This window comes from Pseudomonas sp. LB3P58 (assembly GCF_054897895.1).
Map to the genome: position 1 here is coordinate 295160 of NZ_JBUBVE010000001.1, position 26358 is coordinate 321517.

At 59.1% G+C, this 26358-nt stretch carries 31 protein-coding genes; 19 read left to right on the forward strand and 12 right to left on the reverse strand.

Annotated elements, in window-relative coordinates:
- Positions 1-39: 39 nt before the first annotated feature.
- Positions 40-564 (reverse strand): ribosome biogenesis factor YjgA, encoded by a 525-nt coding sequence (gene yjgA, locus ACYZTZ_RS01275; RefSeq protein WP_046045847.1) that lies wholly within the window; start codon positions 562-564, stop codon positions 40-42.
- 108 nt (positions 565-672) lie between these two features.
- On the opposite strand from yjgA, the gene pmbA reads away from it, so the two are divergent.
- The 6 genes from pmbA to ACYZTZ_RS01305 all read left to right on the forward strand — a co-directional run bounded on the left by pmbA (position 673) and on the right by ACYZTZ_RS01305 (position 5912).
- On the forward strand, positions 673-2019 hold the full coding sequence (gene pmbA, locus ACYZTZ_RS01280) for a metalloprotease PmbA (protein ID WP_123365273.1): 1347 nt from the start codon (positions 673-675) through the stop codon (positions 2017-2019).
- A gap of 135 nt (positions 2020-2154) precedes the next feature.
- Positions 2155-2562: a FagA protein gene (locus tag ACYZTZ_RS01285; protein ID WP_461996978.1), complete on the forward strand. Its 408-nt coding sequence runs from the start codon at positions 2155-2157 to the stop codon at positions 2560-2562.
- Positions 2543-3919: a class II fumarate hydratase gene (locus tag ACYZTZ_RS01290; RefSeq protein WP_461996979.1), complete on the forward strand. Its 1377-nt coding sequence runs from the start codon at positions 2543-2545 to the stop codon at positions 3917-3919. The genes ACYZTZ_RS01285 and ACYZTZ_RS01290 overlap by 20 nt, the downstream gene beginning before the upstream one ends.
- Positions 3920-3946: 27 nt before the next feature.
- A complete protein-coding gene (locus tag ACYZTZ_RS01295; protein ID WP_461996980.1) occupies positions 3947-4375 on the forward strand; it encodes a hypothetical protein in 429 nt (142 codons plus the stop codon).
- Position 4376: 1 nt separating this feature from the next.
- Complete coding sequence (locus ACYZTZ_RS01300; RefSeq protein WP_309676064.1) at positions 4377-4988, forward strand: superoxide dismutase; 612 nt, start codon at positions 4377-4379, stop codon at positions 4986-4988.
- 30 nt (positions 4989-5018) lie between these two features.
- Entirely contained in the window at positions 5019-5912 is an 894-nt protein-coding gene (locus ACYZTZ_RS01305; RefSeq protein WP_461996981.1) for a ZIP family metal transporter, read from the forward strand.
- A gap of 7 nt (positions 5913-5919) precedes the next feature.
- Here the strand turns inward: ACYZTZ_RS01305 and ACYZTZ_RS01310 are convergent, their stop codons facing one another.
- From ACYZTZ_RS01310 to ACYZTZ_RS01355, 10 genes are all read right to left on the reverse strand, one after another.
- A complete protein-coding gene (locus ACYZTZ_RS01310) occupies positions 5920-6195 on the reverse strand; it encodes an HPr family phosphocarrier protein (protein ID WP_033058002.1) in 276 nt (91 codons plus the stop codon).
- Positions 6196-6210: 15 nt separating this feature from the next.
- The gene (gene rapZ / locus ACYZTZ_RS01315; RefSeq protein ID WP_461996982.1) at positions 6211-7068 is read right to left on the reverse strand and encodes an RNase adapter RapZ; all 858 of its coding nucleotides are present in this window, start codon (positions 7066-7068) and stop codon (positions 6211-6213) included.
- 2 nt (positions 7069-7070) lie between these two features.
- A complete protein-coding gene (gene ptsN, locus ACYZTZ_RS01320) occupies positions 7071-7535 on the reverse strand; it encodes a PTS IIA-like nitrogen regulatory protein PtsN (RefSeq protein ID WP_056742951.1) in 465 nt (154 codons plus the stop codon).
- 12 nt (positions 7536-7547) lie between these two features.
- Entirely contained in the window at positions 7548-7856 is a 309-nt protein-coding gene (gene hpf, locus ACYZTZ_RS01325; RefSeq protein ID WP_007941242.1) for a ribosome hibernation-promoting factor, HPF/YfiA family, read from the reverse strand.
- A 74-nt stretch (positions 7857-7930) separates the two neighbouring features.
- Positions 7931-9424: an RNA polymerase factor sigma-54 gene (locus tag ACYZTZ_RS01330; protein ID WP_046045855.1), complete on the reverse strand. Its 1494-nt coding sequence runs from the start codon at positions 9422-9424 to the stop codon at positions 7931-7933.
- 184 nt (positions 9425-9608) lie between these two features.
- A complete protein-coding gene (gene lptB, locus ACYZTZ_RS01335) occupies positions 9609-10334 on the reverse strand; it encodes an LPS export ABC transporter ATP-binding protein (protein WP_033057997.1) in 726 nt (241 codons plus the stop codon).
- Positions 10334-10882, reverse strand: a complete 549-nt coding sequence (gene lptA / locus ACYZTZ_RS01340) for a lipopolysaccharide transport periplasmic protein LptA (RefSeq protein WP_150658802.1) — start codon at positions 10880-10882, stop codon at positions 10334-10336. Before lptA ends, lptB begins: the two co-directional genes overlap by 1 nt.
- On the reverse strand, positions 10869-11441 hold the full coding sequence (gene lptC, locus ACYZTZ_RS01345) for an LPS export ABC transporter periplasmic protein LptC (protein ID WP_129438478.1): 573 nt from the start codon (positions 11439-11441) through the stop codon (positions 10869-10871). Before lptC ends, lptA begins: the two co-directional genes overlap by 14 nt.
- Before the next feature lie 7 nt (positions 11442-11448).
- Positions 11449-11973 (reverse strand): KdsC family phosphatase, encoded by a 525-nt coding sequence (locus ACYZTZ_RS01350; protein WP_033057989.1) that lies wholly within the window; start codon positions 11971-11973, stop codon positions 11449-11451.
- Positions 11973-12947, reverse strand: a complete 975-nt coding sequence (locus tag ACYZTZ_RS01355; RefSeq protein WP_461996983.1) for a KpsF/GutQ family sugar-phosphate isomerase — start codon at positions 12945-12947, stop codon at positions 11973-11975. The genes ACYZTZ_RS01350 and ACYZTZ_RS01355 overlap by 1 nt, the downstream gene beginning before the upstream one ends.
- Positions 12948-13223: 276 nt before the next feature.
- Between ACYZTZ_RS01355 and ACYZTZ_RS01360 the strand changes: the two genes are divergently transcribed.
- The 10 genes from ACYZTZ_RS01360 (at position 13224) to hisC (ending at position 21177) form a co-directional block, all read left to right on the forward strand.
- A complete protein-coding gene (locus ACYZTZ_RS01360; protein ID WP_056742959.1) occupies positions 13224-14033 on the forward strand; it encodes an ATP-binding cassette domain-containing protein in 810 nt (269 codons plus the stop codon).
- Positions 14033-14830 carry a lipid asymmetry maintenance ABC transporter permease subunit MlaE gene (gene mlaE, locus ACYZTZ_RS01365; protein WP_008150745.1) on the forward strand — a complete coding sequence of 266 codons (798 nt, stop codon included), beginning with the start codon at positions 14033-14035 and terminating at the stop codon, positions 14828-14830. The genes ACYZTZ_RS01360 and mlaE overlap by 1 nt, the downstream gene beginning before the upstream one ends.
- Positions 14830-15297 (forward strand): outer membrane lipid asymmetry maintenance protein MlaD, encoded by a 468-nt coding sequence (mlaD, locus tag ACYZTZ_RS01370; protein ID WP_046045861.1) that lies wholly within the window; start codon positions 14830-14832, stop codon positions 15295-15297. Before mlaE ends, mlaD begins: the two co-directional genes overlap by 1 nt.
- Before the next feature lie 11 nt (positions 15298-15308).
- Positions 15309-15965: an MlaC/ttg2D family ABC transporter substrate-binding protein gene (locus ACYZTZ_RS01375; RefSeq protein WP_056742961.1), complete on the forward strand. Its 657-nt coding sequence runs from the start codon at positions 15309-15311 to the stop codon at positions 15963-15965.
- Positions 15962-16267 carry an STAS domain-containing protein gene (locus ACYZTZ_RS01380; RefSeq protein ID WP_056742963.1) on the forward strand — a complete coding sequence of 102 codons (306 nt, stop codon included), beginning with the start codon at positions 15962-15964 and terminating at the stop codon, positions 16265-16267. Before ACYZTZ_RS01375 ends, ACYZTZ_RS01380 begins: the two co-directional genes overlap by 4 nt.
- A 113-nt stretch (positions 16268-16380) precedes the next feature.
- Positions 16381-16620: a BolA family protein gene (locus tag ACYZTZ_RS01385; RefSeq protein WP_046052891.1), complete on the forward strand. Its 240-nt coding sequence runs from the start codon at positions 16381-16383 to the stop codon at positions 16618-16620.
- Between the two features lie 22 nt (positions 16621-16642).
- A complete protein-coding gene (gene murA / locus ACYZTZ_RS01390) occupies positions 16643-17908 on the forward strand; it encodes a UDP-N-acetylglucosamine 1-carboxyvinyltransferase (protein WP_046045865.1) in 1266 nt (421 codons plus the stop codon).
- Between the two features lie 126 nt (positions 17909-18034).
- Positions 18035-18670, forward strand: a complete 636-nt coding sequence (gene hisG, locus ACYZTZ_RS01395; protein ID WP_007901570.1) for an ATP phosphoribosyltransferase — start codon at positions 18035-18037, stop codon at positions 18668-18670.
- Between the two features lie 126 nt (positions 18671-18796).
- Positions 18797-20122 carry a histidinol dehydrogenase gene (gene hisD / locus ACYZTZ_RS01400; protein ID WP_461996984.1) on the forward strand — a complete coding sequence of 442 codons (1326 nt, stop codon included), beginning with the start codon at positions 18797-18799 and terminating at the stop codon, positions 20120-20122.
- 2 nt (positions 20123-20124) lie between these two features.
- Positions 20125-21177, forward strand: a complete 1053-nt coding sequence (gene hisC, locus ACYZTZ_RS01405) for a histidinol-phosphate transaminase (RefSeq protein ID WP_046045867.1) — start codon at positions 20125-20127, stop codon at positions 21175-21177.
- A 124-nt stretch (positions 21178-21301) separates the two neighbouring features.
- Here the strand turns inward: hisC and algW are convergent, their stop codons facing one another.
- On the reverse strand, positions 21302-22462 hold the full coding sequence (gene algW / locus ACYZTZ_RS01410; protein ID WP_046045868.1) for a Do family serine endopeptidase AlgW: 1161 nt from the start codon (positions 22460-22462) through the stop codon (positions 21302-21304).
- 102 nt (positions 22463-22564) lie between these two features.
- Here algW and ACYZTZ_RS01415 point away from each other — a divergent pair, with 102 nt between their 5' ends.
- The 3 genes from ACYZTZ_RS01415 (at position 22565) to cysN (ending at position 26284) form a co-directional block, all read left to right on the forward strand.
- On the forward strand, positions 22565-23323 hold the full coding sequence (locus tag ACYZTZ_RS01415) for a Nif3-like dinuclear metal center hexameric protein (RefSeq protein WP_134421999.1): 759 nt from the start codon (positions 22565-22567) through the stop codon (positions 23321-23323).
- A 135-nt stretch (positions 23324-23458) separates the two neighbouring features.
- The gene (gene cysD / locus ACYZTZ_RS01420; RefSeq protein ID WP_131061189.1) at positions 23459-24376 is read left to right on the forward strand and encodes a sulfate adenylyltransferase subunit CysD; all 918 of its coding nucleotides are present in this window, start codon (positions 23459-23461) and stop codon (positions 24374-24376) included.
- 9 nt (positions 24377-24385) lie between these two features.
- The gene (gene cysN, locus ACYZTZ_RS01425) at positions 24386-26284 is read left to right on the forward strand and encodes a sulfate adenylyltransferase subunit CysN (protein ID WP_461996985.1); all 1899 of its coding nucleotides are present in this window, start codon (positions 24386-24388) and stop codon (positions 26282-26284) included.
- The last annotated feature ends 74 nt before the right edge of the window (positions 26285-26358 follow it).

Genomic DNA, 26358 nt, shown 5'->3' on the forward strand with positions numbered 1-26358 from the left:
CTTCGGGTGAGTTGCGAGGCAACTCACCCGATTCGGGACTTAACGCAGACCGCGTTGAGTCTCGTCCAGCTCACGGATGTACTTGAAGATTTTACGGCTCGATGCCGGTGGCTTGTTGGTCGCCAGTTCGTGCTGGGCCTGACGGATCAGGGAGCGCAATTGCTGACGATCAGCCTCCGGGTAGTCGACCACGAACTTCTCCAGGACCGCATCGTCGCCCGCGATCAAGCGATCGCGCCAGCGTTCCAGGCCATGGAAACGTTCGTTGTACTGCCGAGTGGAGGCATCGAGTTGATCGAGCAGAGTCAGAATGGCGTCAGTGTCCTGATCGCGCATCAGTTTGCCGATGAACATAAGGTGCCGTTTACGCGCGATATTCGCGGTGTGCTTGGGCGCATCGGCCAGGGCCCGGCGCATAGCGTCGGTCAACGGCAGTTTTGCCAGCAAGTCAGGCTTGAGCGTTGTAAGGCGCTCGCCAAGGTCAACCAGAGCATGAAGCTCGCGTTTAACCTGGGTTTTGCTTTTTTCTCCCGTATCGAGGGAGTCGTCGTAAGAATCAACCATGGTGGCCGTCCGCAAAGAAACGCCGCCATGATAACCAGTCGGGGGCCGCTTGTCCGGCCCGGTCGCTCGAAGGCCCTAGCCGAAAGCAGAATTTGAGTGGAGAACAGCATGAGTGCAGTTGAAAGCGTCGGCCCACAAGCGTTGCCGGCACTGCAAGAACAAGTCGAGCAGATCATCGCTGAAGCCAAGCGCCAAGGTGCCAGTGCCTGTGAAGTGGCGGTGTCCCTGGAGCAGGGCCTGTCCACCTCGGTACGTCAGCGTGAAGTCGAAACCGTCGAATTCAACCGCGATCAGGGCTTCGGCATCACCTTGTACGTTGGCCAGCGCAAGGGCTCGGCCAGCACGTCCGCCAGCGGTCCTGAAGCCATTCGCGAAACCGTCGCTGCGGCGCTGGCCATCGCCAAACACACCTCCGAAGACGAAGCCTCGGGTCTGGCAGATGCGGCGCTGATGGCCAAGGATCTGCAGGATTTCGACCTATTCCACGAATGGGACATCACCCCGGAGCAAGCCATCGAGCAGGCCCTGGCCTGTGAAGCGGCGGCGTTTGCCACCGACAGCCGGATCAAGAACGCCGACGGCACCACCCTCAGCACCCATCAGGGCTGCCGTGTTTACGGCAACAGCCACGGTTTTATCGGCGGTTACGCGTCGACCCGGCACAGCCTGAGCTGTGTGATGATCGCCGAGGCCGATGGCCAGATGCAGCGCGATTACTGGTACGACGTGAACCGTCAGGGCAATTTGCTGGCCTCTCCGGAGAGCATCGGCCAACGTGCCGCGCAACGGGCGGCGAGCCGTCTGGGCGCGCGTCCGGTGCCGACTTGCGAAGTGCCGGTGCTGTTTTCCGCGGAACTGGCCGGTGGTTTGTTCGGCAGTTTCCTCTCGGCGATTTCCGGCGGCAGTCTGTATCGCAAATCCTCGTTCCTTGAAGGCACGCTCGGGCAGAAACTGTTCCCGGAATGGCTGACCATCGATGAGCGTCCGCACTTGATGCGCGCCATGGGCAGTTCGGCGTTCGATGGTGATGGTCTGGCCACTTACGCCAAACCGTTCGTCGAAAAAGGCGAGTTGGTGTCGTACATTCTCGGCACGTACTCGGGCCGTAAGCTCGGGATGCCGAGCACTGCCAACGCTGGTGGCGTGCACAACCTGTTCGTCACCCATGGCGACGAAGATCAGGCAGCCTTGCTGCGCCGCATGGGCCGCGGCCTGTTGGTGACTGAATTGATGGGTCAGGGCCTGAACATGGTCACCGGCGATTACTCCCGTGGCGCGGCGGGTTACTGGGTCGAGAATGGCGAAATCCAGTTTGCGGTTCAGGAAGTGACCATCGCCGGCAACATGCGTGACATGTTCAAACAGATCGTTGCCGTCGGTAATGACCTGGAACTGCGCAGCAACATTCGTACAGGTTCGGTGCTGATCGAGCGGATGACAGTAGCCGGCAGCTAACGCTTAACCGTTACACAAAAAGGCGCGCCACCCATCGTTGGGTGGCGCGCCTTTTTTGTGGGTTGATTTTCGCGGGGTTGTTTTGGTTCTCATTATCATCTAATAATAAATCTCATTACCGAATGGGCCCGGATCATGAGTTCTGCCTTGCACGAGCAGCCTTACCTCGAAAGCTGGCGCTGGATGAGTCGCCAGATCCGTTGCGCGATGGACCCTGACGAGCCTCGCCTGATCGAACATTACCTGGCCGAAGGTCGGTATCTCGCCTGTTGCACGGCAACCTCTCCCTGGACCATCGCCGAAACTTCTTTCCGTCTGTTGCTCGACACCGCCGCCGATGTCGCGCTGCCTTGGCACTGGCGCACCTACTGCCTGGACCAGGCCTGGCGCCCATTGCGCGAACTCGAACGCCTATCTCTGTGCAAATGCCGCCTCAAGCGCTGGCAGAGCTACACCTGGCAGCTGGCAACCTGCGAGTTGCAGCCCTCGATTCCTCTCATAGAACTGGTGCAAGGATTTACAGATGACCAAGACACGTATTGAGCGCGACAGCATGGGTGAGCTTCAAGTCCCGGTGGACGCCCTCTACGGCGCACAGACTCAACGTGCAGTGGATAACTTCCCCATCAGCGGCAAACCGATGCCCGTGCAGTTCATTCGCGCGCTGATCCTGGCCAAGGCCGCCGCTGCCCGAGCCAACATCGAGCTCGAACAAATCAGCGAATCCCAGGGCACAGCCATTGTCGATGCGGCGCTGGGCCTGCTCCAAAGCGACTTCATGCAGCATTTTCCGGTGGATATCTTCCAGACCGGTTCCGGCACCAGTTCGAACATGAACGCCAACGAAGTGATCGCCACCCTGGCCAGCCGCCTGCTCGGCGAGCCGGTGAACCCCAACGATCACGTCAATTGCGGCCAAAGCAGCAACGACATCATCCCGACCACCATCCACGTCAGTGCGGCGTTGGCGTTGCACGAGCAATTGTTGCCGGCGCTGGTGCGTCTGGTTCAGGTGATCGATCGCAAGGCCGAAGAGGTTCATCACCACGTCAAAACCGGTCGCACTCACTTGATGGACGCCATGCCGGTGCGCATGAGCCAGGTGCTCAACGGTTGGGCGCAGCAGCTCAAGGCCAACATCGGTCATCTGCAGGATCTGCTGCCGAGTCTGCAATCCCTGGCTCAGGGCGGCACGGCAGTGGGCACCGGCATCAACGCTCATCCGCAATTCGCGGCGCGTTTCAGTGAGCAACTGAGCAAGCTGACTCAAGTGCAATTCAAGCCGGGCGTGGATCTGTTTGCGCTGATCGGCTCTCAGGACACGGCGGTCAGTGTTTCCGGTCAGCTCAAGGCCACGGCCGTTTCGCTGATGAAAATCGCCAACGACCTGCGCTGGATGAACTCCGGCCCGCTGGCCGGTCTTGGTGAAATCGAACTCGAAGCCTTGCAGCCGGGTTCTTCGATCATGCCTGGCAAGGTCAACCCGGTGATCCCGGAAGCGACCGCCATGGTCGCCGCTCAGGTCATCGGCAACGACACGGTTATCACCATCGCCGGTCAGTCGGGCAATTTCGAGCTGAATGTCATGCTGCCGATCATCGCCCAGAACCTGCTGAGCAGCATCGAGTTGCTGGCCAACTCCAGCCATCTGCTGGGTGAAAAGGCGATCGCCAGCTTCAAGGTCAACGAAGCCAGGCTTAAGGAAGCGCTGTCGCGTAACCCGATCCTGGTCACCGCGCTCAACCCGATCATTGGTTACCAAAAAGCCGCGGAGATCGCCAAGAAGGCCTATCAACAGGGCCGTCCGGTGATCGATGTCGCTCTCGAACACACCGACCTGACCCGCCGCCAGCTTGAGGTTTTGCTGGACCCGGAAAAACTCACCGCAGGCGGCGTGTAACCACCGCAACCGCTTTGGAGGCTCACCATGGAACACTGGAAACGCACGATCGAACGGGCAAATCGTTGTTTCATGCAGGGCGAATATGTAGATGCCCGCGAGGCTTACTTGCAGGCATTGGCCCTGGCCCAGGTGTTGTTCGAGCGCTGGGCGGATGCCGACGAAGCGGTGGCTGCCTGCGTGATTTCCCACCACAACCTGGCGGATCTGCATTTGCGTCTGAACCAGCCTGAGGAGAGCGCCGAGTACCTGTGCGCCATCCATCAGCGGTTGTTGCAGACCATGCAGGACCCACGGCTGGCGCCGGCCCTGCGTGAAGCAGCGTTGCGCCAAAGCAGCAAAACCTACGTCGAGCTGCTGAATTTCATCAGCGAACACGGCGAATATCCGCGCACCCATCGTCTGCTGCACATCGATGCCGCCCCGTCTGCGCCCCTACATCATGGAGTTCATTGAAATGGCTTTTACCTTGCCTGCCTTGCCCTACGCATACGACGCCCTGGAACCGCACATCGATGCGCAGACCATGGAAATCCACTACACCAAGCATCACCAGACCTACATCAACAACCTCAACGCTGCGGTGGAAGGCACCGAGTTTGCCGAGTGGCCGGTGGAGAAGCTGGTGTCAGCTGTCCAGCAACTGCCGGAGAAGTTGCGCGCGGCGGTAATCAATCAGGGCGGCGGGCATGCCAACCATTCGCTGTTCTGGGAAGTGATGGCGCCCAACGGCGGCGGCAATCCTGAAGGTTCCTTGGCTGAGGCGATCGATGAGCAACTGGGCGGCCTGAGCAGTTTCAAGGAAGCCTTCACCAAAGCCGCGCTGACTCGTTTCGGCAGCGGCTGGGCGTGGCTCAGTGTGACGCCGCAAAAGACGCTGGTCGTTGAAAGCAGCGGCAATCAGGACAGTCCATTGATGAACGGTAATACGCCAATCCTCGGCCTGGATGTCTGGGAGCACGCGTATTACCTGCAATACCAGAACCGTCGCCCGGAATACATCAACGCGTTTTACAACGTGATCAATTGGCCTGAAGTCGCTACGCGCTATCAGGCTGCACTGGTTTAAGACTTCTGCAAAAACAATCCAAGGCTGGCTATGGGCACTGAAACACTGGCGATCGGAAGTGGACGAATGTTTCGTTACGCATTCGGATCGCTGTTACTGCTGGCAGGCATGACGTTAATGGTTGCCCAAGGCTTGGCGTGGCTGGACCTCGAGCCGAAACTGCTGCGCGCGCTGCAAGGCGGGGCGATCTGCGCTCTGGGTACAGCCTTGGGCGCGGTGCCCGTGCTGGTGATTCGACGGATGCCTCAGGCGGTCAGCGATACGCTGCTCGGTTTTGGGGCCGGGGTGATGCTCGCGGCGACAGCGTTTTCGTTGATCGTTCCGGGGATCTCTGCCGCTGAATACCTGGGGCTGACGCCTTGGGCGGCCAGCGGACTGATCAGTTTCGGCATCATGCTGGGTGCGTTCGGATTGTTCCTGGTTGATCGCAAGGTGTCAGGTGCGTCGCCGGAAATGCTCGTAGGCACGCTGGAGCGACCGGTCATCCCGCCGCGAATCTGGTTGTTTGTGTTTGCGATCATTGCCCACAACATCCCCGAAGGCATGGCGGTCGGTGTGTCGGCGGGGGGTGGCATGCCCGACGCCGATAGCCTGGCCATGGGCATCGCCTTGCAGGATGTGCCGGAAGGTCTGGTGATCGCGCTGGTATTGGCCGGGGCAGGGATGTCGCGGGTCAAGGCGTTCCTGATGGGTGCTGCGTCAGGTCTGGTCGAGCCGCTCTTCGCGTTGTTGTGCGCCTGGCTAGTGAGCCTGGCCGAATTGTTGTTGCCCTTGGGGTTGGCGCTGGCGGCCGGGGCAATGTTGCTGGTGGTCACCCATGAAGTCATCCCCGAGTCGCGCCGCAATGGTCACGACAAGCTTGCAAGTCTTGGGTTGCTGATCGGGTTTTGCTTGATGATGGTGATGGATACAGCGCTCGCTTAGGCGAGCGTTATTCGCCTTCGCCGAAGTAGTCATTGATCAAATTCACCAATGCCTGCAGCGCCTCATCAGCTTGTTCACCTTCGGTGCTCAGGTGGATTTTGGTGCCCTTGCCCGCAGCGAGCATCATCATTGCCATGATGCTTTTTCCGTCGACCGTGGATTCCGGCGTGCGTCCTACTCTGATCGTGCAATCCTTGAACTCACCGGCGACGCCAACGAATTTTGCAGAAGCGCGGGCATGCAGGCCCAGCTTGTTGATGATTTCAATTTCCAGAGCAGGCATCGCGGTGTGAATCCTTTAGCTGAGGTCGCGGTGGCGAACCTGGACATTCTTCAGGGATTTTTGCAGGGCCTGGCCCAGACGTTCGGTCAGGTAGACGGAGCGGTGATGGCCGCCGGTGCAGCCAATGGCAATGGTGACATAAGCGCGGTTGCTGGCGGCAAAGCGTGGTAGCCACTTGAACAAGTAGGTGGATATGTCCTGGAACATCTCTTCGACGTCCGGCTGTGCCGCCAGGTACTCGGCAACCGGTTGGTCGAGCCCGGACTGATCGCGCAACTCTGGCTTCCAGTAAGGGTTCGGCAGGCAGCGCACGTCGAACACCAGATCAGCGTCCACCGGCATGCCACGCTTGAAGCCGAAAGACTCCACCAGGAACGCCGTACCGGGTTCGGGCTGGTTCAGCAGGCGCAGCTTGATGGTATCTCGCAGCTGATACAGGTTCAGGTTGGTGGTGATTACTTTGAGATCGGCGAGGTCGGCAATCGGCCCGAGCAGGGCGGTCTCATCGTTGATGGCCTCGGCCAGCGAGCGATTGGCATTGCTCAGCGGGTGACGACGGCGGGTTTCCGAGAAGCGTTTGAGCAAGGTTTCTTCGTCGGCGTCCAGATAAAGCACATCACACTGGATATGCCGGCTGCGCACTTCTTCCAGCAGTTCGGGAAACCGCGACAAGTGACTCGGCAAGTTGCGCGCATCGATGGATACGGCAACCAGCGGTTGTGCCAGCTCGGTGTGAATCAACGCGCGTTCGGCCAGTTCCGGCAGCAGGCCGGCGGGCAGGTTGTCGATGCAGTAGTAGCCGTTGTCCTCGAGAACATCGAGTGCGGTACTTTTACCTGAGCCGGAGCGGCCACTGACGATGATCAAGCGCATGATTAATGACCGTTTTGCTCGTCCAGGACAACCTGATACAAGGCTTCATTGCTCGGGGCGCTGCGCAGTTTTTCGCGCACTTCCTTGCGGTCGAGCATGCTGGCGATCTGGCGCAGTAACTCCAGGTGCGCATCGGTAGCGGCTTCCGGGACCAGCAGAACGAACAGCAGGTCAACCGGGGCACCGTCGATGGCGTCGAAATCAATGGGTGCATCAAGGTGCATCAGGGCGCTGATGGGCGAGGTGCAGCCCTTCAGGCGGCAGTGGGGAATGGCGATGCCGTTGCCAAAACCGGTTGAGCCGAGTTTTTCACGGGCAATCAGAGCCTCGAAGACATCTTGCATCTCCAGATCCGGCACTTCTTTGTGGATAAGGTTGGCAATTTGCTCGAGGGCTTTCTTTTTACTGCCGCCCGGCACGTTCACGAGGGAACGGCCGGGGGTCAGGATGCTTTCAAGTCGGATCATGGGTTGGGAGTGTTAACGACCGGTCGCGCCCTGGAGGAGGCTTTGGGTCTTTTCCTTATGCTTTTTGAGTTGTTTATCCAGCTTGTCGGTCAGTGCGTCGATCGCCGCGTACATATCGGTATGCTCCGCGTTTGCGACCACTTCATTGCCGGGAATATGCAGCGTGGCTTCGATTTTCTGCTTGAGCTTTTCGACCGTCATCGTGACTTGCACGTTGGTGATTTTGTCGAAATGCCTCTCTAATCGTTCGAGTTTTTCGCCGATGTAGGTGCGAAGAGGTTCGGTCACTTCCAGTTGGTGTCCACTGATGTTGACTTGCATACAGCTTCTCCTTCGTTGCCAGTGCATAAAGCGGCAGGCAGAAATGCCTGCCACTGGAACGCTGTGGCGTGGCTCTACATCAACCGCTTACGTTCGCTCGAAGGCGCGATCCCGAGGGATTCGCGGTACTTGGCGACGGTGCGGCGAGCCACCTGAATGCCTTGTGCCTCCAGTAAACCAGCGATCTTGCTGTCACTCAACGGCTTTTTCTGATTTTCCGCGGCAACCAGTTTTTTGATGATCGCGCGGATCGCCGTGGACGAGCATTCACCGCCCTCGGAGGTGCTGACGTGGCTGGAGAAAAAGTATTTCAGTTCATATATGCCCCGTGGGGTATGCATGAATTTCTGCGTGGTCACCCGTGAAATCGTCGACTCGTGCATGCCCACCGCTTCGGCGATGTCATGCAGGACCAGCGGTTTCATGGCTTCGTCGCCGTATTCAAGAAAACCGCGCTGATGCTCGACGATCTGAGTGGCTACTTTCATCAGGGTTTCGTTGCGGCTTTGCAGGCTCTTGATGAACCAGCGGGCCTCTTGCAACTGATTGCGCATGAAGGTGTTGTCGGCGCTGGTGTCGGCGCGGCGCACGAAACCGGCGTATTGAGCGTTGACCCGCAGTCGTGGCACGGATTCCTGGTTCAGCTCGACCAGCCAGCGCTCGTTGTCCTTGCGTACGATCACGTCGGGAACGACGTATTCGGCTTCGCTGGACTCGATCTGCGAGCCTGGGCGCGGGTTGAGGCTCTGCACCAGTTCAATCACTTGGCGCAGTTCGTCTTCCTTGAGCTTCATGCGACGCATCAGCTGGCTGTAATCGCGGCTGCCGAGCAGGTCGATGTAATCGGTGACCAGGCGTTTGGCCTCGACCAGCCAAGGCGTCTTGGCGGGCAACTGACGCAATTGCAGCAGCAGGCATTCGCCCAGGTTGCGGGCGCCGATGCCAGCGGGTTCGAATTGCTGGATGCGGTGCAGGACGGCTTCGATTTCGTCCAGTTCGATGTCCAGTTCCGGGTCGAAGGCTTCGAGAATCTCCTCGAGGGTTTCGTCCAGGTAGCCCTGATTGTTGATGCAGTCGATCAGGGTCACGGCGATCAGGCGATCAGTGTCGGACATCGGTGCCAGATTCAGTTGCCACAGCAGGTGGCTTTGCAGGCTTTCGCCGGCCGATGTACGGGTGGTGAAATCCCACTCGTCATCATCGTTGCTCGGCAGGCTGCTGGCGCTGGTCTGGTAGACGTCTTCCCACGCGGTATCGACGGGCAGTTCGTTGGGGATGCGCTCGTTCCAGTCGCCTTCCTCGAGGTTATCAACCGTCGGGGCGGTTTCCTGATAGGAGGGTTCCTGAATGTCGACGTTGGGTTGCTGTTCGGCTTTGTCGGCCAAGGGGTCGGCGTTATCGAAGTCGTCGCCTTCTTCCTGGCGTTCGAGCATCGGATTGGACTCCAGGGCCTCCTGGATTTCCTGTTGCAGGTCCAGGGTCGACAATTGGAGCAGGCGGATGGCCTGTTGCAGCTGCGGTGTCATCGTCAGCTGCTGGCCCATTCTCAAGACTAGCGATGGTTTCATGGCAGGGGCTTAACACCTTATTCGCCGGCGCACATGCGCCATCCACTACAGGGCGCCGGAGCGCCAAACATAAGCAAATTATATGCCCGAAACTGCAGCGTTTGCCTAGAGCGCTGTAACAATAAAAAAATGTTGATTTTTTATCGAGACAAGCGCCCGAGCAACCAGCCAGACACCTCAGTGCTTACAGGCGGAACTCATGGCCCAGATACACTTCCTTGACCAGGTCGTTGGCCAGGATGGTGGCAGAGTCACCTTCGGCGATCAGCTGGCCATCGTTGACGATGTAGGCGGTTTCGCAGATATCCAGGGTTTCACGGACGTTGTGGTCAGTGATCAGCACGCCAATGCCCTTGGCCTTGAGGTGATAGATGATCTGTTTGATATCGCCCACCGAAATCGGGTCCACGCCGGCGAACGGTTCGTCGAGCAGGATGAATTTCGGGTTGGTAGCCAGTGCCCGGGCGATTTCCACGCGGCGGCGTTCACCACCGGACAGGCTCATCCCGAGGTTGTCGCGGATGTGGCTGATGTGGAATTCCTGCAGCAGGCTTTCCAGCTCTTTGCGACGACCGGCCTTGTCGAGTTCCTTGCGGGTCTCGAGGATCGCCATGATGTTGTCGGCTACCGAGAGTTTGCGGAAGATCGATGCTTCTTGCGGAAGATAGCCGATGCCGGCCTTCGCACGACCGTGCATAGGCTGGTGGCTGACATCCATGTCGTCAATCAGTACGCGGCCCTGATCGGCCTGTACCAGACCGACAATCATGTAAAAGCAGGTGGTCTTGCCGGCGCCGTTGGGACCCAGCAGGCCGACGATCTGACCGCTGTCGATCGACAGGCTGACGTCACGCACGACCTGGCGGCTCTTGTAGCTCTTGGCCAGATGCTGAGCTTTCAGAGTTGCCATTACTGGGCCTTTTGCTCGTCGGTTTTCTTCTTCGGCTGGATCACCATGTCGATGCGCGGACGCGACTCGGTGACCTTGTTGCCCGTCGCGCGACCGGCGCTCGCAAGCTTTTTGACCGTGTCGTAGACGATTTTCTCGCCTTGGGTGACGTTGTTGTCCTTGTCGATGACTTTCGCCTTGTCGATCAGCACAACGCGGTTTTGCGAGGCGTGGTACTGAATAGTCACTCCCCAGCCCTGAACGGGCTTGGTGTCGCCCTGGGTTTGCATTTGCTCGAAATAGGCGAGGTTGCCCACCGAAGTCACCACGTCGATGTCGCCGGTCGGGGTGCGGGTGATGGTCACAGTATTGCCTTTAACGATCATCGAGCCCTGAGTGATGATCACGTCACCTTTATAGGTGGCAATGCCATTCTTGTCGTCCAGCTGGGCGTCGTCGGCCTGGATGCGGATAGGCTGCGCTTGATCGGTCGGCAGAGCCCAGGCGCTCACGCTTCCCAGTGCTGCGCTCAGACCGAGCAAAATAGGGAGGGTTTTAACGAGCCTCATACTGTCCTCTTACGTTAGATAGCAGGTGTATCCTGCTTTCTTTCAAATACGCTTTCATTCCCTTGCCAGTCGACACACCACCAGCGCCGTCGATTCTAACGGGTTGCTCGGTCTGCGCATATTGCTGCTGCGGGAACACTGTCATGCGGGTGCTGGTAATCAGGGTCTTGCGGTTTTTCTCGTCGAAGCGCGTGATGCGCACCGAGTCAATCAGTTCGACCTGGGTGCCGTCGGGATTCACTTCGCCGTGCTCGCTCTGGATATGCCACGGAAACTCGGTGCCGCGGAACATGTTCAGGTCGGGATTGGTCAACAGCGTCACTTCGGTGGCTTTCAGGTGTTCAACCTTGTCGGACGTCATTTCGTATTGCAGTTTGCCGTCCGGCAGGTATTGCACGCTGTGGGCGTTGATCGCGTAATAGTCGATCGCGGTTTCATCGATCTTTGCCACCGGCTGATCGAGGAAGCGTTCCGGGCTGATGTTCCAGTAGCCGACCGCCGCGAATATCGCTGCGATGCAACCGAACACCAGGAATTTGCGAAACTTTTTGCTCAGCATAGTTGGCTCACAGGTACGCGGCGTTTGCCGCATCAAGGCGGCCCTGCGCGCGCAGGATCAATTCGCAGAATTCTCGAGCGGCACCCTCGCCACCGCGGGCCTGGGTGATGCCGTGGGCGTGTTCACGGACGAAACTGGCAGCGTTTGCCACCGCCATGCCCAGGCCGACGCGGCGAATCACCGGCAGGTCCGGCAGGTCGTCGCCGAGATAGGCAACTTGCTCATAGCTTAGGTTGAGTTGGGCAAGAAGCTCGTCGAGCACCACCAGTTTGTCTTCGCGCCCCTGGTACACGTGTGGAATACCGAGGTTCTTCGCTCGTCGCTCGACCACCGGGGTCTTGCGGCCGCTGATGATAGCGGTCTGCACACCGGCTGCCATCAACATCTTGATGCCTTGGCCGTCGAGGGTGTTGAATGTCTTGAATTCGCTGCCGTCTTCGAGGAAGTACAGGCGTCCGTCGGTCAGTACGCCATCGACGTCGAAAACCGCCAGTTTGATGTTCTTGCCGCGTTGCAGCAGGTCGGTGCTCATCACATTACTCCTGCGCGCAGCAGATCGGACAGGTTGAAGGCGCCGATCGGACGGTCCTCCTTGTCCACCACTACCAGCGCGTTGATTCGATGGTCTTCCATGATTTTCAGGGCTTCGGCTGCCAGCATATCGGCCCGGGCGGTCTTGCCATGAACAGTCATGACCTCATCGATGGTCGTATGGTGGATGTCGATGGTCCGGTCAAGGGTGCGGCGCAAGTCGCCGTCGGTGAAGATCCCGGCCAGTTTGCCGTCGGCCTCCACAATCGCGGTCATGCCCAGGCCCTTGCGGGTCATTTCCATCAAGGCGTCCTTGAGTAGCGTGCCACGTTGCACCTGGGGCAGCTCTGCGCCGGCGTGCATGACGGTTTCCACTTTCAGCAGCAGGCGTCGGCCAAGCGCGCCGCCGGGGTGGGAAAAGGCGAAATCTTCAGCGGTAAAACCGCGGGCTTCCAGCAGCGCAACGGCCAGGGCGTCGCCCATGACCAGCGCGGCAGTGGTCGACGAGGTCGGTGCCAGGTTTAGCGGGCAGGCTTCGTGCTCGACGTGCACGTCGAGGTTGACTTCGGCAGCCTTCGCCAGCGGTGAGTCAGGGTTGCCGGTCATGCTGATCAATTGAATGCCCAGGCGCTTGATCAGCGGCAGCAGGGTGACGATTTCATTGGTGGAGCCGGAGTTCGACAGCGCCAGGATGATGTCGTCGCGGGTGATCATGCCCATATCGCCGTGGCTGGCTTCGGCCGGGTGCACGAAAAAGGCCGTGGTGCCGGTGCTGGCCAGGGTGGCGGCGATCTTGTTGCCGATGTGCCCGGATTTGCCCATGCCGACCACGACTACGCGGCCTTTGCTGGCCAGAATCATCTCGCAAGCGCGTACGAAATCTGCGTCGATACGGGGCAACAAGCCTTGTACGGCTTCCAGTTCGAGGCGGATGGTGCGTTGTGCTGATTGAATCAGGTCGCTGGATTGGCTCATGTCAGAAATCGTATAGCCTGATGAAAAGGCGGCGATTATAGCGGTAATGATCAAAACCCTCACGCAAGTTCGTCGCGCTTTGTCATTGCCGGTTACCGAATACCCTTAAATATAAGCTTTTACCCCGTCATGTTGCTGAACATGGCCCGGCTTGGGCCTTGGGCGCTTGGCCATTGCGGTGATATAGTTCGCCGCCAGTTCGGCCTGCCCGGGAGGTATGTGCTTTCGCCAGAAAGTCAGGCGTCCGAGTGAGAGGCTGCATCGCAAGGAGTTTAGATGAGTGCCGATAAAGCCTACGCGGTCGAGCTGAAGGGACTGTCCTTCAAGCGCGGAACGCGCAGCATTTTCAATAACGTCGATATACGCATCCCGCGCGGCAAGGTCACCGGCATCATGGGGCCTTCCGGGTGTGGCAAGACTACGCTGTTGCGGCTGATGGGCGCACAGTTGCGGCCCACCAAAGGCGAAGTCTGGGTCAATGGACAGAACCTGCCGAAACTGTCGCGCAGTGATCTGTTCGATGCGCGAAAGCACATGGGCGTGCTGTTTCAGAGTGGCGCACTGTTCACCGATCTCGATGTGTTCGAGAACGTCGCCTTTCCGCTCCGCGTCCATACCGAACTGCCGGAAGAAATGATCCGGGACATTGTCCTGCTCAAATTGCAGGCTGTGGGCTTGCGTGGCGCCATCGACCTGATGCCTGACGAGTTGTCCGGCGGCATGAAACGTCGCGTCGCGCTGGCCCGGGCGATCGCCCTCGATCCGCAGATCCTCATGTATGACGAGCCCTTTGTCGGCCAGGACCCTATCGCCATGGGTGTGCTGGTGCGTCTGATCCGCCTGCTCAACGATGCGCTGGGCATTACCAGTATCGTGGTCTCCCACGACCTGGCCGAGACCGCGAGCATTGCCGATTACATCTATGTCGTCGGCGAAGGCCAGGTGTTGGGGCAGGGCACTCCCGAGGAGCTGATGAACTCGCAGGAGCCACGCATCCGTCAATTCATGACAGGCGAGCCCGACGGTCCGGTCGCCTATCACTTTCCAGCGACGGATTACCGCGCAGATCTTCTGGGGCAGCGTTGATGCGCAAGATTTCACTAATAGAACGGGTTCGCCGGTTCGGCCACTCTGGCATTGACGTGCTGGGGGTGTTCGGCCGTTCGGCGATATTCCTGTTTCATGCCTTGCTTGGCCGTGGGGGCATTGGCGGCGGTTTTGGCTTGCTGATCAAGCAACTGCATTCGGTGGGCGTAATGTCCCTGGTGATCATCGTGGTCTCCGGGGTATTCATCGGCATGGTGCTGGCGCTGCAAGGCTTCAATATTCTATCCAGCTATGGTTCGGAGCAGGCGGTCGGCCAGATGGTTGCGCTGACGCTGTTGCGCGAACTGGGGCCCGTGGTCACGGCATTGTTGTTCGCCGGGCGCGCCGGTTCGGCATTGACTGCCGAAATCGGCAACATGAAGTCCACCGAGCAGTTGTCCAGTCTGGAAATGATTGGCGTCGACCCGCTCAAGTACATCATTGCCCCGCGCCTGTGGGCCGGCTTCATTTCCCTTCCCGTGCTGGCAATGATCTTCAGCGTGGTGGGCATCTGGGGTGGTTCGTGGGTGGCCGTCGACTGGCTGGGTGTCTATGAAGGTTCCTACTGGTCCAACATGCAGAACAGCGTGACCTTTGCAGACGATGTGCTCAACGGCATCATCAAAAGCATCGTTTTCGCCTTTGTCGTGACCTGGATTGCCGTATTCCAAGGCTATGACTGCGAGCCCACTTCCGAGGGGATCAGTCGTGCCACTACCAAGACCGTGGTGTATGCCTCTTTGGCTGTACTCGGCCTGGACTTTATTCTGACCGCCTTGATGTTTGGAGATTTCTGATGCAAAACCGCACCCTGGAAATCGGTGTCGGCCTTTTCTTGCTGGCTGGCATCCTGGCTTTGCTGTTGCTGGCGTTGCGGGTAAGTGGCCTGTCCCCGAGCGCAACCACCGACACTTATAAACTTTATGCGTATTTCGACAATATCGCCGGTTTGACTGTCAGAGCTAAAGTGACCATGGCCGGTGTGACCATCGGCAAGGTTACGGCGATCGATCTGGATCGCGACAGTTTCACCGGTCGAGTAACCATGCAGCTGGAAAAGCGCGTAGATAACCTGCCGACTGACTCCACTGCATCTATCCTGACCGCTGGACTGTTGGGCGAGAAGTACATCGGTCTCAGCGTGGGCGGCGAAGAAGGCTTGCTCAAGGATGGTGGAACCATCCACGACACGCAGTCGTCGCTGGTACTCGAAGACCTGATCGGTAAGTTTCTGCTCAATACCGTTAGTAAAGACGCTAAATGAGGAGCTTTTAAATGATCTCTACCTTGCGACGTGGCCTGTTGGTATTGCTCGCGGCCCTGCCGTTGATGGCTAACGCCGTGGCGGCGCCTTCCGCGCACGAACTGGTACAGGACACCACCAATCGGTTACTTGCCGATCTGGCGACCAATAAAGAGAAGTACAAGCAGGATCCGAAAGACTTTTACACCGCGCTGGACACGATCGTCGGACCTGTTGTGGATGCCGAGGGCATTTCCAAGAGCATCATGACGGTCAAATACTCGCGCAAAGCCACGCCTGCGCAAATGAAGACCTTTGAAGAAAACTTCAAAAAGGGTCTGTTCCAGTTCTATGGCAATGCTTTGCTCGAATACAACAATCAGGGGATCGTCGTCGACCCTGCCAAGGATGAGTCGGGAGATCGTACAAGCGTCGCCATGACGGTCAAAGGTAGCAACGGCGCGATTTATCCTGTGTCTTACACACTCGAAAAGATCAATGGCGAGTGGAAACTGCGCAACGTGATCATCAACGGCATTAACATCGGCAAGCTGTTCCGTGATCAGTTCGCTGATGCGATGCAGCGCAATGGCAACGACCTGGACAAGACCATCAATGGTTGGGCCGGGGAAGTCGCCAAAGCCAAGGAAGCCAGTCAGAAGCAAACAACCGAGACAAAAGCTCAATGAGTGTGTCGGCCATTCGCATGAGCGAATCCGGCGAGCTGACGCTTAGCGGCATGCTGGATTACCGCACTGGCCCCGGTTTGCGTAAGCAGGGGCAGGCGCTGATCAAATCCAGCAAGGCCGCTGCACTGGTGGTCGATTGCTCGGCAGTGTTGAAGTCCAGCAGTGTCGGCTTGTCGCTGCTGCTGTGCTTCATGCGTGATGCAGAGTCGGCCGGCAAGGCGTTGAGCATCCGTGGGATGCCAGAAGACATGCGCGAAATCGCTCAGGTCAGCGAATTGACCGAGCTGTTGGCGCATCCCTAATCGCATCTATTAAGAAGCCCCCCGTCAGAGTCCTGCTTCGCGGGGTTCGCAGGCGCGGGGCTTTTTTGTATGATGTCCGACCCGCGCGCACAGGGCGCCGATTGAGGTTGAGCATGCAGGCCGTAGAAGTGAAGAGCTTCCTTGAAGGAAAGCTGCCCGGAACTCAAGTTGAAGTTGAGGGCGAAGGCTGCAACTTTCAGCTGAACGTGATTAGCGATGAACTGGCGGCGTTGAGCCCGGTGAAGCGTCAGCAGCAGATCTATGCCCATTTGAACCCATGGATCACCGATGGCAGCATCCATGCGGTCACTATGAAATTTTTCAGCAGCGCGGCCTGGGCCGAGCGCACCTGAGCCCAAGGGCGTCGAGATTCTTATGGATAAATTGATAATTACCGGTGGCGTTCGTCTTGATGGCGAAATCCGCATCTCCGGGGCAAAGAACTCTGCCCTGCCGATCCTGGCTGCAACCTTGCTGTGCGATGGCCCGGTGACTGTTGCCAACCTGCCGCACCTGCACGACATCACCACCATGATCGAGCTGTTCGGTCGTATGGGCATCGAGCCGGTGATCGACGAGAAACTCAGCGTCGAAATCGACCCGCGCACCATCAAGACCCTGATCGCTCCGTACGAACTGGTTAAAACCATGCGTGCGTCGATCCTGGTGCTGGGCCCGATGGTTGCCCGTTTCGGTGAAGCCGAAGTCGCACTGCCTGGCGGTTGCGCCATTGGTTCGCGTCCGGTTGACCTGCACATCCGTGGCCTCGAAGCCATGGGCGCGGTCATCGACGTCGAAGGCGGCTACATCAAGGCCAAGGCGCCTGAAGGTGGCCTGCGCGGCGCGCACTTCTTCTTCGACACCGTCAGTGTGACCGGTACCGAAAACATCATGATGGCGGCCGCTCTGGCCAAGGGTCGCAGCGTTCTGGCAAACGCCGCTCGCGAACCTGAAGTCATCGACCTGGCGAACTTCCTGATCGCCATGGGTGCCAAGATCACTGGTGCCGGCACCGACACCATCACCATCGATGGCGTCGAGCGTCTGCACCCGACCACTTACAAAGTGATGCCTGACCGTATCGAAACCGGCACCTACCTGGTCGCAGCGGCTGTGACCGGCGGTCGTGTGAAGGTCAAGGACACCGATCCGACCATCCTCGAAGCCGTTCTTGAGAAACTCAAGGAATCGGGTGCCGAAATCACCTGCGGCGAAGACTGGATCGAGCTGAACATGCACGGCAAGCGGCCAAAAGCCGTTAACGTGCGCACCGCTCCGTACCCGGCGTTCCCGACCGACATGCAAGCGCAGTTCATCTCGCTCAACGCCATTGCCGAAGGCACCGGTGCCGTGATCGAGACGATCTTCGAAAACCGCTTCATGCACGTTTACGAACTGCACCGCATGGGCGCCAAGATCCAGGTCGAAGGCAACACTGCCATCGTCACCGGTACCGAAAAGCTCAAGGGCGCGCCAGTCATGGCCACCGACCTGCGTGCTTCGGCCAGCCTGGTGATCTCGGCGCTGATCGCTGAAGGTGACACCCTGATCGACCGCATCTACCACATCGACCGTGGTTACGAGTGCATCGAAGAGAAACTGCAGATGCTCGGCGCCAAGATCCGCCGCGTACCGGGCTAGTTTCTGCTGCATGGGCGCAGGGACGCGCCCGTTGATTTGTTGAAGTCGAGCCGGTTTCCGGCTCGATGTGTGTCCGGCGCCATTTGCGACCGGGCATGAGTACCTTGATAAGGACTGACGTTTCCCATGTTGACCATCGCACTGTCCAAGGGCCGCATCCTTGACGACACCTTGCCGCTTCTGGCTGAAGCGGGCATCGTGCCGACCGAGAATCCGGACAAGAGCCGCAAGCTGATCATCCCCACGACTCAGGCCGATGTGCGCCTGCTGATCGTGCGTGCCACCGATGTGCCGACTTACGTCGAACATGGTGCCGCTGACCTGGGCGTCGCCGGTAAAGATGTGCTGATGGAATATGGCGGCCAGGGTTTGTATGAGCCATTGGACCTGCGAATTGCCCTCTGCAAGCTGATGACCGCTGGCCGTGTCGGCGATGTCGAGCCCAAGGGCCGCCTGCGTGTGGCGACCAAGTTCGTCAACGTTGCCAAGCGCTACTACGCCGAACAGGGCCGTCAGGTCGACATCATCAAGCTCTATGGCTCGATGGAACTGGCGCCGCTGATCGGTCTGGCAGACAAGATCATCGACGTGGTCGACACCGGCAACACCCTGCGCGCCAATGGCCTGGAACCCCAGGATTTCATTGCCGACATCAGCTCCCGGCTGATCGTGAACAAAGCTTCGATGAAAATGCAGCACGCCCGTATCCAGGCGTTGATCGACACCCTGCGCAAGGCAGTGGAGTCTCGACACCGCGGCTGATTCACCTGCGCGACGTTAAGTCGCGCCCGTCTATCCGCCTCATAGCCAGAATTCTCAGGTGCCCAAGCGGAAACGACTGCTAAGTTAGGGCGCCTGAGTTTTCGCCATTCCTATGAGGCTCTCGCTATGATCGCACCGACTGCAATTCGCCGACTCAACGCTGCTGACCCGGATTTCGCACATCATCTGGATCATCTGCTGAGCTGGGAAAGTGTGTCTGACGACTCGGTCAATCAGCGGGTGCTGGACATCATCAAGGCCGTGCGCGAGCGTGGCGATGCGGCGCTGGTGGAGTTCACCCAGAAGTTCGACGGCCTGCAGGTCGCGTCCATGGCGGACCTGATCCTGCCTCGTGAGCGCCTGGAACTGGCCCTGACCCGAATCACCGTGCCTCAGCGTGAAGCGCTGGAAAAAGCCGCGTCCCGAGTACGCAGCTATCACGAGAAACAGAAGCAGGATTCCTGGAGCTACACCGAAGCCGACGGCACCGTGCTGGGCCAGAAGGTTACGCCGCTGGATCGCGCCGGCCTGTACGTGCCGGGCGGCAAGGCGTCTTATCCTTCCTCGGTGCTGATGAACGCGATTCCGGCCAAGGTGGCCGGTGTGACCGAAGTGGTCATGGTGGTGCCGACGCCTCGTGGTGAAATTAACGAGCTGGTGCTGGCTGCGGCTTGCATCGCCGGCGTCGACCGCGTGTTCACCATCGGCGGCGCTCAAGCGGTCGCCGCGCTGGCTTACGGCACCGAAAGTGTGCCGAAGGTCGACAAGGTGGTCGGTCCGGGCAACATCTACGTCGCCACCGCCAAGCGCCACGTGTTCGGCCAGGTCGGCATCGACATGATCGCCGGCCCATCCGAAATCCTCGTGGTCTGCGATGGCCAGACTGATCCGGACTGGATCGCCATGGACCTGTTCTCCCAGGCCGAGCACGACGAAGACGCCCAGGCGATTCTGGTCAGCCCGGACGCCGAGTTCCTCGACAAGGTCGCCGCCAGCATCGCCAAACTGCTGCCCACCATGGAACGCGCCGAGATCATCGAAACGTCGATCAATGGCCGTGGTGCGCTGATCAAGGTCCGCGACATGGACCAAGCCATCGAAGTGGCCAACCGCATCGCGCCGGAACACCTTGAGTTGTCAGTTGCTGATCCGCAGGCCTGGCTGCCGAAGATTCGCCATGCTGGCGCGATCTTCATGGGCCGTCACACCTCCGAAGCCCTGGGCGACTATTGCGCCGGTCCGAACCACGTGTTGCCAACCTCCGGCACCGCGCGTTTCTCCTCGCCGCTGGGTGTGTACGACTTCCAGAAACGTTCGTCGATCATCTTCTGCTCCGAGCAGGGTGCGTCGGAACTGGGCAAAACCGCTTCCGTGCTGGCCCGTGGCGAGTCGCTGACCGCTCACGCGCGCAGCGCCGAATACCGCATCGTTGACGACAAGAAGGGCAACTGAACATGAGTAAATTCTGGAGTCCCTTCGTCAAGAATCTGGTGCCTTACGTACCGGGCGAGCAGCCTAAACTGGCGAAACTGGTGAAGCTCAACACCAACGAAAACCCATACGGTCCATCGCCAAAAGCCTTGGCGGCGATGCAGACCGAACTGAATGACAATTTGCGTCTGTACCCGGACCCGAACAGTGATGTGCTCAAGCAAGCCGTCGCCAAGTACTACGGCGTGCAGAGCAATCAGGTGTTTCTCGGCAACGGTTCCGATGAAGTCCTGGCGCACATCTTTCACGGTTTGCTGCAACATGATAATCCGGTCCTGTTCCCGGACATCAGCTACAGCTTCTATCCGGTTTACTGCGGCTTGTACGGCATCGCCTTCGACGCGGTGCCGCTGGACGAGCAGTTCCAGATCAACCCGGCGGACTACGCCAAGCCGAACGGCGGGATCATCTTCCCGAATCCGAACGCACCGACGGGCTGCCTGTTGGCGCTGGATGCGGTGGAGCAAATCCTCAAGGCCAGCCCGGATTCGGTGGTCGTGGTGGATGAGGCTTACATCGATTTTGGCGGTGAGACGGCGATCAGCCTGGTGGACCGTTATCCGAACCTGCTGGTGACTCAGACCTTGTCCAAGTCCCGTTCACTGGCTGGCCTGCGGGTTGGTTTGGCGGTGGGGCATCCGGACTTGATCGAGGCGCTGGAGCGGATCAAGAACAGCTTCAACTCCTATCCGCTGGATCGTCTGGCGAATGTCGGTGCAGCCGCAGCGTTCGAAGATCGTGAGTACTTCGACAAGACCTGCCGGTTGGTCATCGAGAATCGTGAATGGGTCGTAACGCAATTGGAAGCGAAGGGCTTTGAAGTGTTGCCGTCGGCGGCGAACTTCATTTTCGCCCGTCATCCGAAACACGATGCGGCGGGGCTGGCGGCGAAGTTGCGCGAGCAAGGCGTGATCGTTCGGCACTTCAAGCAGGAGCGGATTGCCCAGTTCCTGCGGATCTCGATTGGCACGCCGGAGCAGAATCAGGCGTTGATCGACGGCTTGGGCACTCTCTAAAGCATCCCCCGATCCTGTGGGAGCGAGCCTGCTCGCGATGAGGCCATAACATTCAACATCATCGTTGACTGTTAAACCGCTATCGCGAGCAGGCTCGCTCCCACAGTGGTTTTGTGTTGGTTGCTTACTCTTCTTCTTTCTCTTTAACCGGCGCAGGTGGCGGACGCAAACCGATCTCGGCGGTGAGCTTGAGCTCTTTGCCGTTGCGCATCACCTGGATCGTGACGTGGTCGGTGGGCTTGATCCGCGCGACCTGGTTCATCGAACGACGACCATCGCCGGCCGGCTCGCCGTCGATGCTGAGAATCACGTCACCCAGTTGCAGGCCGGCCTTCTGCGCCGGACCGTCACGGAAAATCCCCGCGACCACAATGCCGGGGCGCCCCGACAGACCAAACGATTCCGCCAGTTCCTGGCTCAACGGCTGCACTTCGATGCCGAGCCAGCCGCGAATCACCTGGCCGTGTTCGATAATCGACTTCATCACTTCCATGGCCAGTTTCACCGGGATTGCGAAACCGATGCCCTGCGAACCGCCGGACTTGGAGAAAATTGCCGTGTTGATGCCGGTCAGGTTGCCGTTGGCATCCACCAGCGCACCGCCGGAGTTGCCGGGGTTGATCGCCGCGTCGGTCTGAATGAAGTCTTCGTAGTTGTTCAAGCCCAGCTGATTGCGCCCGGTGGCGCTGATGATGCCCATGGTCACGGTCTGGCCGACACCGAACGGGTTGCCGATGGCCAGAGCTACGTCGCCAATGCGGATGTTGTCGGAACGCCCGACAGTGATCGATGGAAGATTCTTCAAGTCGATCTTCAGGACCGCGAGGTCGGTTTCCGGGTCGCTGCCGATCACTCGAGCCAGGGTTTCACGACCGTCCTTGAGCGCCACCACGATCTGGTCGGCACCGGTGGTCACGTGGTTGTTGGTCAGCAGGTAACCTTCCGGGCTCATGATCACGCCTGAACCGAGGCTCGACTCCATGCGCTTCTGCTTGGGCGAGTTGTCGCCGAAGAAGCGGCGAAACTGCGGATCTTCGAACAGCGGATGGTTCGGTTTGTTGATGACTTTGGTGGTGTACAGGTTGACCACCGACGGCGCAGCCGTGGTCACTGCGTCGGCATAGGACACAGGGCCTTGTTGCATGGTGGTGGTTTGCGGGGCTTGCTGCATGTTGACGTCAAGGCTCGGGAGCCCGACCCACTGCGGGTAACGCTGGATGATTAACAGAGCGATAAGCACGCCGGCCAACAGCGGCCAGCCGGAAAAACGCAGCGCTTTGAGCATTAAGCACGTCCTGAGAGGTTGCAGGCGGTATGAGACCGCCCATAATGTCGCGCATTATACGAGGCGAAGCTTGCCTCTGAACGGGATATTTAGGAGTCTTTTATGGCCGTTGCCTTGAGCACCCTGGTTGAAGAAGCCGACCGTTACCTTAACAGTGCAAAGATTGCCGATTACTGCCCCAACGGGTTGCAGGTCGAAGGCCGGCCGCAGGTCATGCGCATCGTCAGTGGCGTCACCGCCAGCCAGGCGTTGCTCGACGCTGCGGTGGAAGCCAGTGCCGACCTGGTGCTGGTGCATCACGGTTATTTCTGGAAAGGCGAGAATCCGTGCATCACCGGCATGAAGCAGCGTCGGTTGAAAACCCTGCTCAAGCACGATATCAGCCTGTTGTCCTACCATCTGCCGTTGGATCTGCACCCGGAAGTCGGCAATAACGTGCAGCTGGCACGTCAGCTCGATATCACCGTGGAAGGCCCATTGGACCCGGATAACCTCAAAGTTGTCGGCCTGGTCGGTTCATTGAGCGAGCCGGTGACGGCCCGCGATTTTGCCCGTCGCGTACAAGAAGTCATGGGTCGCGAGCCGTTGCTGATCGAAGGCAGCGAGATGATCCGCCGCGTTGGCTGGTGCACCGGTGGCGGTCAGGGTTATATCGATCAGGCCGTGCTGGCTGGCGTCGACTTGTACCTCAGCGGTGAGGCGTCCGAGCAGACCTTCCACAGCGCCCGGGAAAACGACATCAGCTTCATCGCCGCCGGCCATCACGCCACTGAGCGCTATGGCGTGCAGGCACTGGGGGATTATCTGGCGCGGCGTTTTGCCCTTGAGCACATCTTCATCGATTGCCCGAATCCCATCTGATTGCCCAAACGCGGGGGTATATTCATATACCCTTTCGATCTAGCTCACGTCCTGATTAGAAGAGGTCGCTGTGCTAGGATTCCTCGCTCGAACACGGCCCGCTGGCCGTCCATAAGATCGTTTTCGTGAGTAGCCATGGTCGACAAACTGACGCATCTGAAACAGCTGGAGGCCGAAAGCATCCACATCATCCGCGAGGTCGCCGCCGAGTTCGATAACCCGGTGATGCTGTACTCCGTCGGTAAAGACTCCGCCGTGATGCTGCACCTTGCGCGCAAGGCATTCTTCCCGGGCAAACTGCCGTTCCCGGTGATGCACGTCGACACCCGGTGGAAGTTCAAGGAAATGTACGCGTTCCGCGACCGCATGGTCGAAGAACTCGGCCTGGACCTGATCGTGCACGTGAACCCCGATGGCGTTGCTCAGGGCATCAACCCGCTGACCCACGGCAGCGCCAAGCACACCGATATCATGAAAACCGAAGGCCTCAAGCAGGCCCTCGACAAGTACGGTTTCGATGCTGCTTTTGGTGGTGCCCGTCGTGACGAAGAGAAATCCCGTGCCAAAGAGCGCGTGTATTCCTTCCGCGATACCAAGCACCGCTGGGACCCGAAAAACCAGCGTCCCGAGTTGTGGAACGTCTACAACGGCAAGGTCAACAAGGGCGAATCGATCCGTGTTTTCCCGTTGTCGAACTGGACCGAACTGGACATCTGGCAGTACATCTACCTCGAAGGCATCCCGATTGTGCCGCTGTATTTCGCCGCCGAGCGCGACGTTATCGAGATGAATGGCACCTGGATCATGATCGACGACGAACGCCTGCTCAATCACCTGAGCGATGAAGACAAGGCGCGCATCGTCAAGAAGAAGGTCCGTTTCCGCACACTGGGTGACTACCCGTTGACCGGTGCGGTCGAGTCCGAGGCCACCAGCCTGACCGACATCATTCAGGAAATGCTCCTGACGCGAACTTCCGAACGCCAGGGCCGGGTCATCGATCACGATGGCGCAGGCTCGATGGAAGAAAAGAAACGTCAGGGTTATTTCTAAGGGGTTGTCATGTCGCACGCATCTGATTTGATCAGCGAGGACATCCTCGCCTATCTGGGCCAGCACGAACGCAAGGAAATGCTGCGCTTTCTAACCTGTGGCAACGTCGACGACGGCAAGAGCACCCTGATCGGGCGCCTGCTGCACGACTCCAAAATGATCTACGAAGATCATCTGGAAGCCATTACCCGCGACTCGAAAAAAGTCGGCACCACCGGCGATGACATCGACCTGGCATTGCTGGTCGACGGCCTGCAGGCCGAGCGTGAGCAGGGCATCACCATCGATGTCGCTTACCGCTACTTCTCCACCGCCAAGCGCAAATTCATCATCGCCGACACCCCTGGCCATGAGCAGTACACCCGCAACATGGCCACCGGTGCATCCACCTGTGACCTGGCGATCATCCTGGTCGACGCCCGTTACGGCGTGCAGACCCAGACCCGTCGCCACAGCTTCATCGCCTCGTTGCTGGGCATCAAGCACATCGTTGTCGCCATCAACAAGATGGACCTCAACGGCTTCGACGAAACCGTCTTCGAGTCGATCAAGGCCGATTACCTGAAGTTCGCCGAAGGCATCGCCTTCAAGCCGACCACCATGGCCTTCGTGCCGATGTCGGCGCTGAAAGGCGACAACGTGGTGAACAAATCCGAGCGCTCGCCGTGGTACACCGGCCAGTCGCTGATGGAAATTCTTGAAACCGTCGAAATCGCCAACGACCGCAACTACACCGACCTGCGTTTCCCGGTGCAGTACGTCAACCGTCCGAACCTGAACTTCCGTGGTTTCGCCGGCACCCTGGCCAGCGGCGTCGTGCACAAGGGCGACGAAGTCGTTGTGCTGCCGTCGGGCAAGAGCAGCCGCGTGAAATCCATCGTCACCTTCGAAGGTGAGTTGGAGCACGCCGGTCCTGGTCAAGCGGTGACGCTGACCATGGAAGACGAGATCGACATCTCTCGCGGCGACTTGCTGGTGCATGCCGACAATCTGCCGCAAGTGACTGACGCGTTCGACGCCATGCTGGTGTGGATGGCCGAAGAACCGATGCTGCCGGGCAAGAAATACGACATCAAGCGCGCGACCACCTACGTGCCGGGTTCGATCACCAGCATCGTCAACCGCGTTGACGTGAACACCCTGGAAGAAGGTCCGGCCAGTTCGTTGCACTTGAACGAAATCGGTCGGGTCAAGATCAGCCTCGACGCGGCCATCGCGCTGGACGGTTACGCGAGCAACCGCACCACTGGTTCGTTCATCGTCATCGATCGTTTGACCAATGGCACCGTTGCGGCCGGCATGATCATCGCTCAGCCGTTGAGCCACGGCACCAGCACGCATCACGGCAAACTGGCGCACGTCGCCACCGAAGAACGCGCTCAGCGCTTCGGCCAGCAACCGGCCACCGTGTTGTTCAGCGGCTTGTCGGGCGCCGGCAAAAGCACTCTGGCTTACGCCGTTGAACGCAAGCTGTTCGACATGGGCCGCGCGGTGTTTGTACTCGATGGCCAGAACCTGCGTCACGACCTGAACAAAGGTCTGCCACAGGATCGCGCCGGGCGTACCGAGAACTGGCGTCGTGCGGCGCACGTTGCGCGTCAGTTCAACGAAGCCGGTTTGCTGACACTGGCAGCCTTCGTTGCGCCGAGTGCCGAAGGTCGTGAACAGGCCAGGGAGCTGATTGGCAAGGAGCGTCTGCTGACGGTCTACGTCCAGGCCTCTCCGACGGTCTGTGCCGAGCGTGACCCACAAGGCTTGTACGCGGCGGCCGGGGATAACATCCCGGGTGACTCCTTCCCGTACGACGTGCCGCTGGACGCCGACCTTGTGGTCGACACCCAGTCGCTGTCGCTGGAAGAAAGCGTCAAGCAAGTGCTGGAACTGCTGCGCAAGCGTGGCGCGATCTAAGCGTTAGCCGTTAATAAAAAACCCGCCGATGAGTGATCATCGGCGGGTTTTTTTGTGCCCCTGAAACCGCCTTC

Bases quoted from the DNA above. Each gene is read 5' to 3' on its own strand.
- algW (WP_046045868.1), bottom strand. From the start codon at position 22,462: ATGCTCAAAGCGCTGCGTTTTTCCGGCTGGCCGCTGTTGGCCGGCGTG.
- ACYZTZ_RS01285 (WP_461996978.1), top strand. From the start codon at position 2,155: ATGAGTTCTGCCTTGCACGAGCAGCCTTACCTCGAAAGCTGGCGCTGG.
- pmbA (WP_123365273.1), top strand. From the start codon at position 673: ATGAGTGCAGTTGAAAGCGTCGGCCCACAAGCGTTGCCGGCACTGCAA.
- ACYZTZ_RS01330 (WP_046045855.1), bottom strand. From the start codon at position 9,424: ATGAAACCATCGCTAGTCTTGAGAATGGGCCAGCAGCTGACGATGACA.
- ACYZTZ_RS01300 (WP_309676064.1), top strand. From the start codon at position 4,377: ATGGCTTTTACCTTGCCTGCCTTGCCCTACGCATACGACGCCCTGGAA.
- ACYZTZ_RS01380 (WP_056742963.1), top strand. From the start codon at position 15,962: ATGAGTGTGTCGGCCATTCGCATGAGCGAATCCGGCGAGCTGACGCTT.
- ACYZTZ_RS01305 (WP_461996981.1), top strand. From the start codon at position 5,019: ATGGGCACTGAAACACTGGCGATCGGAAGTGGACGAATGTTTCGTTAC.
- ACYZTZ_RS01375 (WP_056742961.1), top strand. From the start codon at position 15,309: ATGATCTCTACCTTGCGACGTGGCCTGTTGGTATTGCTCGCGGCCCTG.
- yjgA (WP_046045847.1), bottom strand. From the start codon at position 564: ATGGTTGATTCTTACGACGACTCCCTCGATACGGGAGAAAAAAGCAAA.
- ACYZTZ_RS01360 (WP_056742959.1), top strand. From the start codon at position 13,224: ATGAGTGCCGATAAAGCCTACGCGGTCGAGCTGAAGGGACTGTCCTTC.
- lptB (WP_033057997.1), bottom strand. From the start codon at position 10,334: ATGGCAACTCTGAAAGCTCAGCATCTGGCCAAGAGCTACAAGAGCCGC.
- hpf (WP_007941242.1), bottom strand. From the start codon at position 7,856: ATGCAAGTCAACATCAGTGGACACCAACTGGAAGTGACCGAACCTCTT.
- rapZ (WP_461996982.1), bottom strand. From the start codon at position 7,068: ATGCGCTTGATCATCGTCAGTGGCCGCTCCGGCTCAGGTAAAAGTACC.
- mlaE (WP_008150745.1), top strand. From the start codon at position 14,033: ATGCGCAAGATTTCACTAATAGAACGGGTTCGCCGGTTCGGCCACTCT.
- hisD (WP_461996984.1), top strand. From the start codon at position 18,797: ATGATCGCACCGACTGCAATTCGCCGACTCAACGCTGCTGACCCGGAT.
- ACYZTZ_RS01350 (WP_033057989.1), bottom strand. From the start codon at position 11,973: ATGAGCACCGACCTGCTGCAACGCGGCAAGAACATCAAACTGGCGGTT.
- murA (WP_046045865.1), top strand. From the start codon at position 16,643: ATGGATAAATTGATAATTACCGGTGGCGTTCGTCTTGATGGCGAAATC.
- ACYZTZ_RS01295 (WP_461996980.1), top strand. From the start codon at position 3,947: ATGGAACACTGGAAACGCACGATCGAACGGGCAAATCGTTGTTTCATG.
- hisC (WP_046045867.1), top strand. From the start codon at position 20,125: ATGAGTAAATTCTGGAGTCCCTTCGTCAAGAATCTGGTGCCTTACGTA.
- ptsN (WP_056742951.1), bottom strand. From the start codon at position 7,535: ATGATCCGACTTGAAAGCATCCTGACCCCCGGCCGTTCCCTCGTGAAC.
- mlaD (WP_046045861.1), top strand. From the start codon at position 14,830: ATGCAAAACCGCACCCTGGAAATCGGTGTCGGCCTTTTCTTGCTGGCT.
- lptA (WP_150658802.1), bottom strand. From the start codon at position 10,882: ATGAGGCTCGTTAAAACCCTCCCTATTTTGCTCGGTCTGAGCGCAGCA.
- lptC (WP_129438478.1), bottom strand. From the start codon at position 11,441: ATGCTGAGCAAAAAGTTTCGCAAATTCCTGGTGTTCGGTTGCATCGCA.
- ACYZTZ_RS01415 (WP_134421999.1), top strand. From the start codon at position 22,565: ATGGCCGTTGCCTTGAGCACCCTGGTTGAAGAAGCCGACCGTTACCTT.
- hisG (WP_007901570.1), top strand. From the start codon at position 18,035: ATGTTGACCATCGCACTGTCCAAGGGCCGCATCCTTGACGACACCTTG.
- ACYZTZ_RS01290 (WP_461996979.1), top strand. From the start codon at position 2,543: ATGACCAAGACACGTATTGAGCGCGACAGCATGGGTGAGCTTCAAGTC.
- ACYZTZ_RS01310 (WP_033058002.1), bottom strand. From the start codon at position 6,195: ATGCCTGCTCTGGAAATTGAAATCATCAACAAGCTGGGCCTGCATGCC.
- cysN (WP_461996985.1), top strand. From the start codon at position 24,386: ATGTCGCACGCATCTGATTTGATCAGCGAGGACATCCTCGCCTATCTG.
- ACYZTZ_RS01355 (WP_461996983.1), bottom strand. From the start codon at position 12,947: ATGAGCCAATCCAGCGACCTGATTCAATCAGCACAACGCACCATCCGC.
- cysD (WP_131061189.1), top strand. From the start codon at position 23,459: ATGGTCGACAAACTGACGCATCTGAAACAGCTGGAGGCCGAAAGCATC.
- ACYZTZ_RS01385 (WP_046052891.1), top strand. From the start codon at position 16,381: ATGCAGGCCGTAGAAGTGAAGAGCTTCCTTGAAGGAAAGCTGCCCGGA.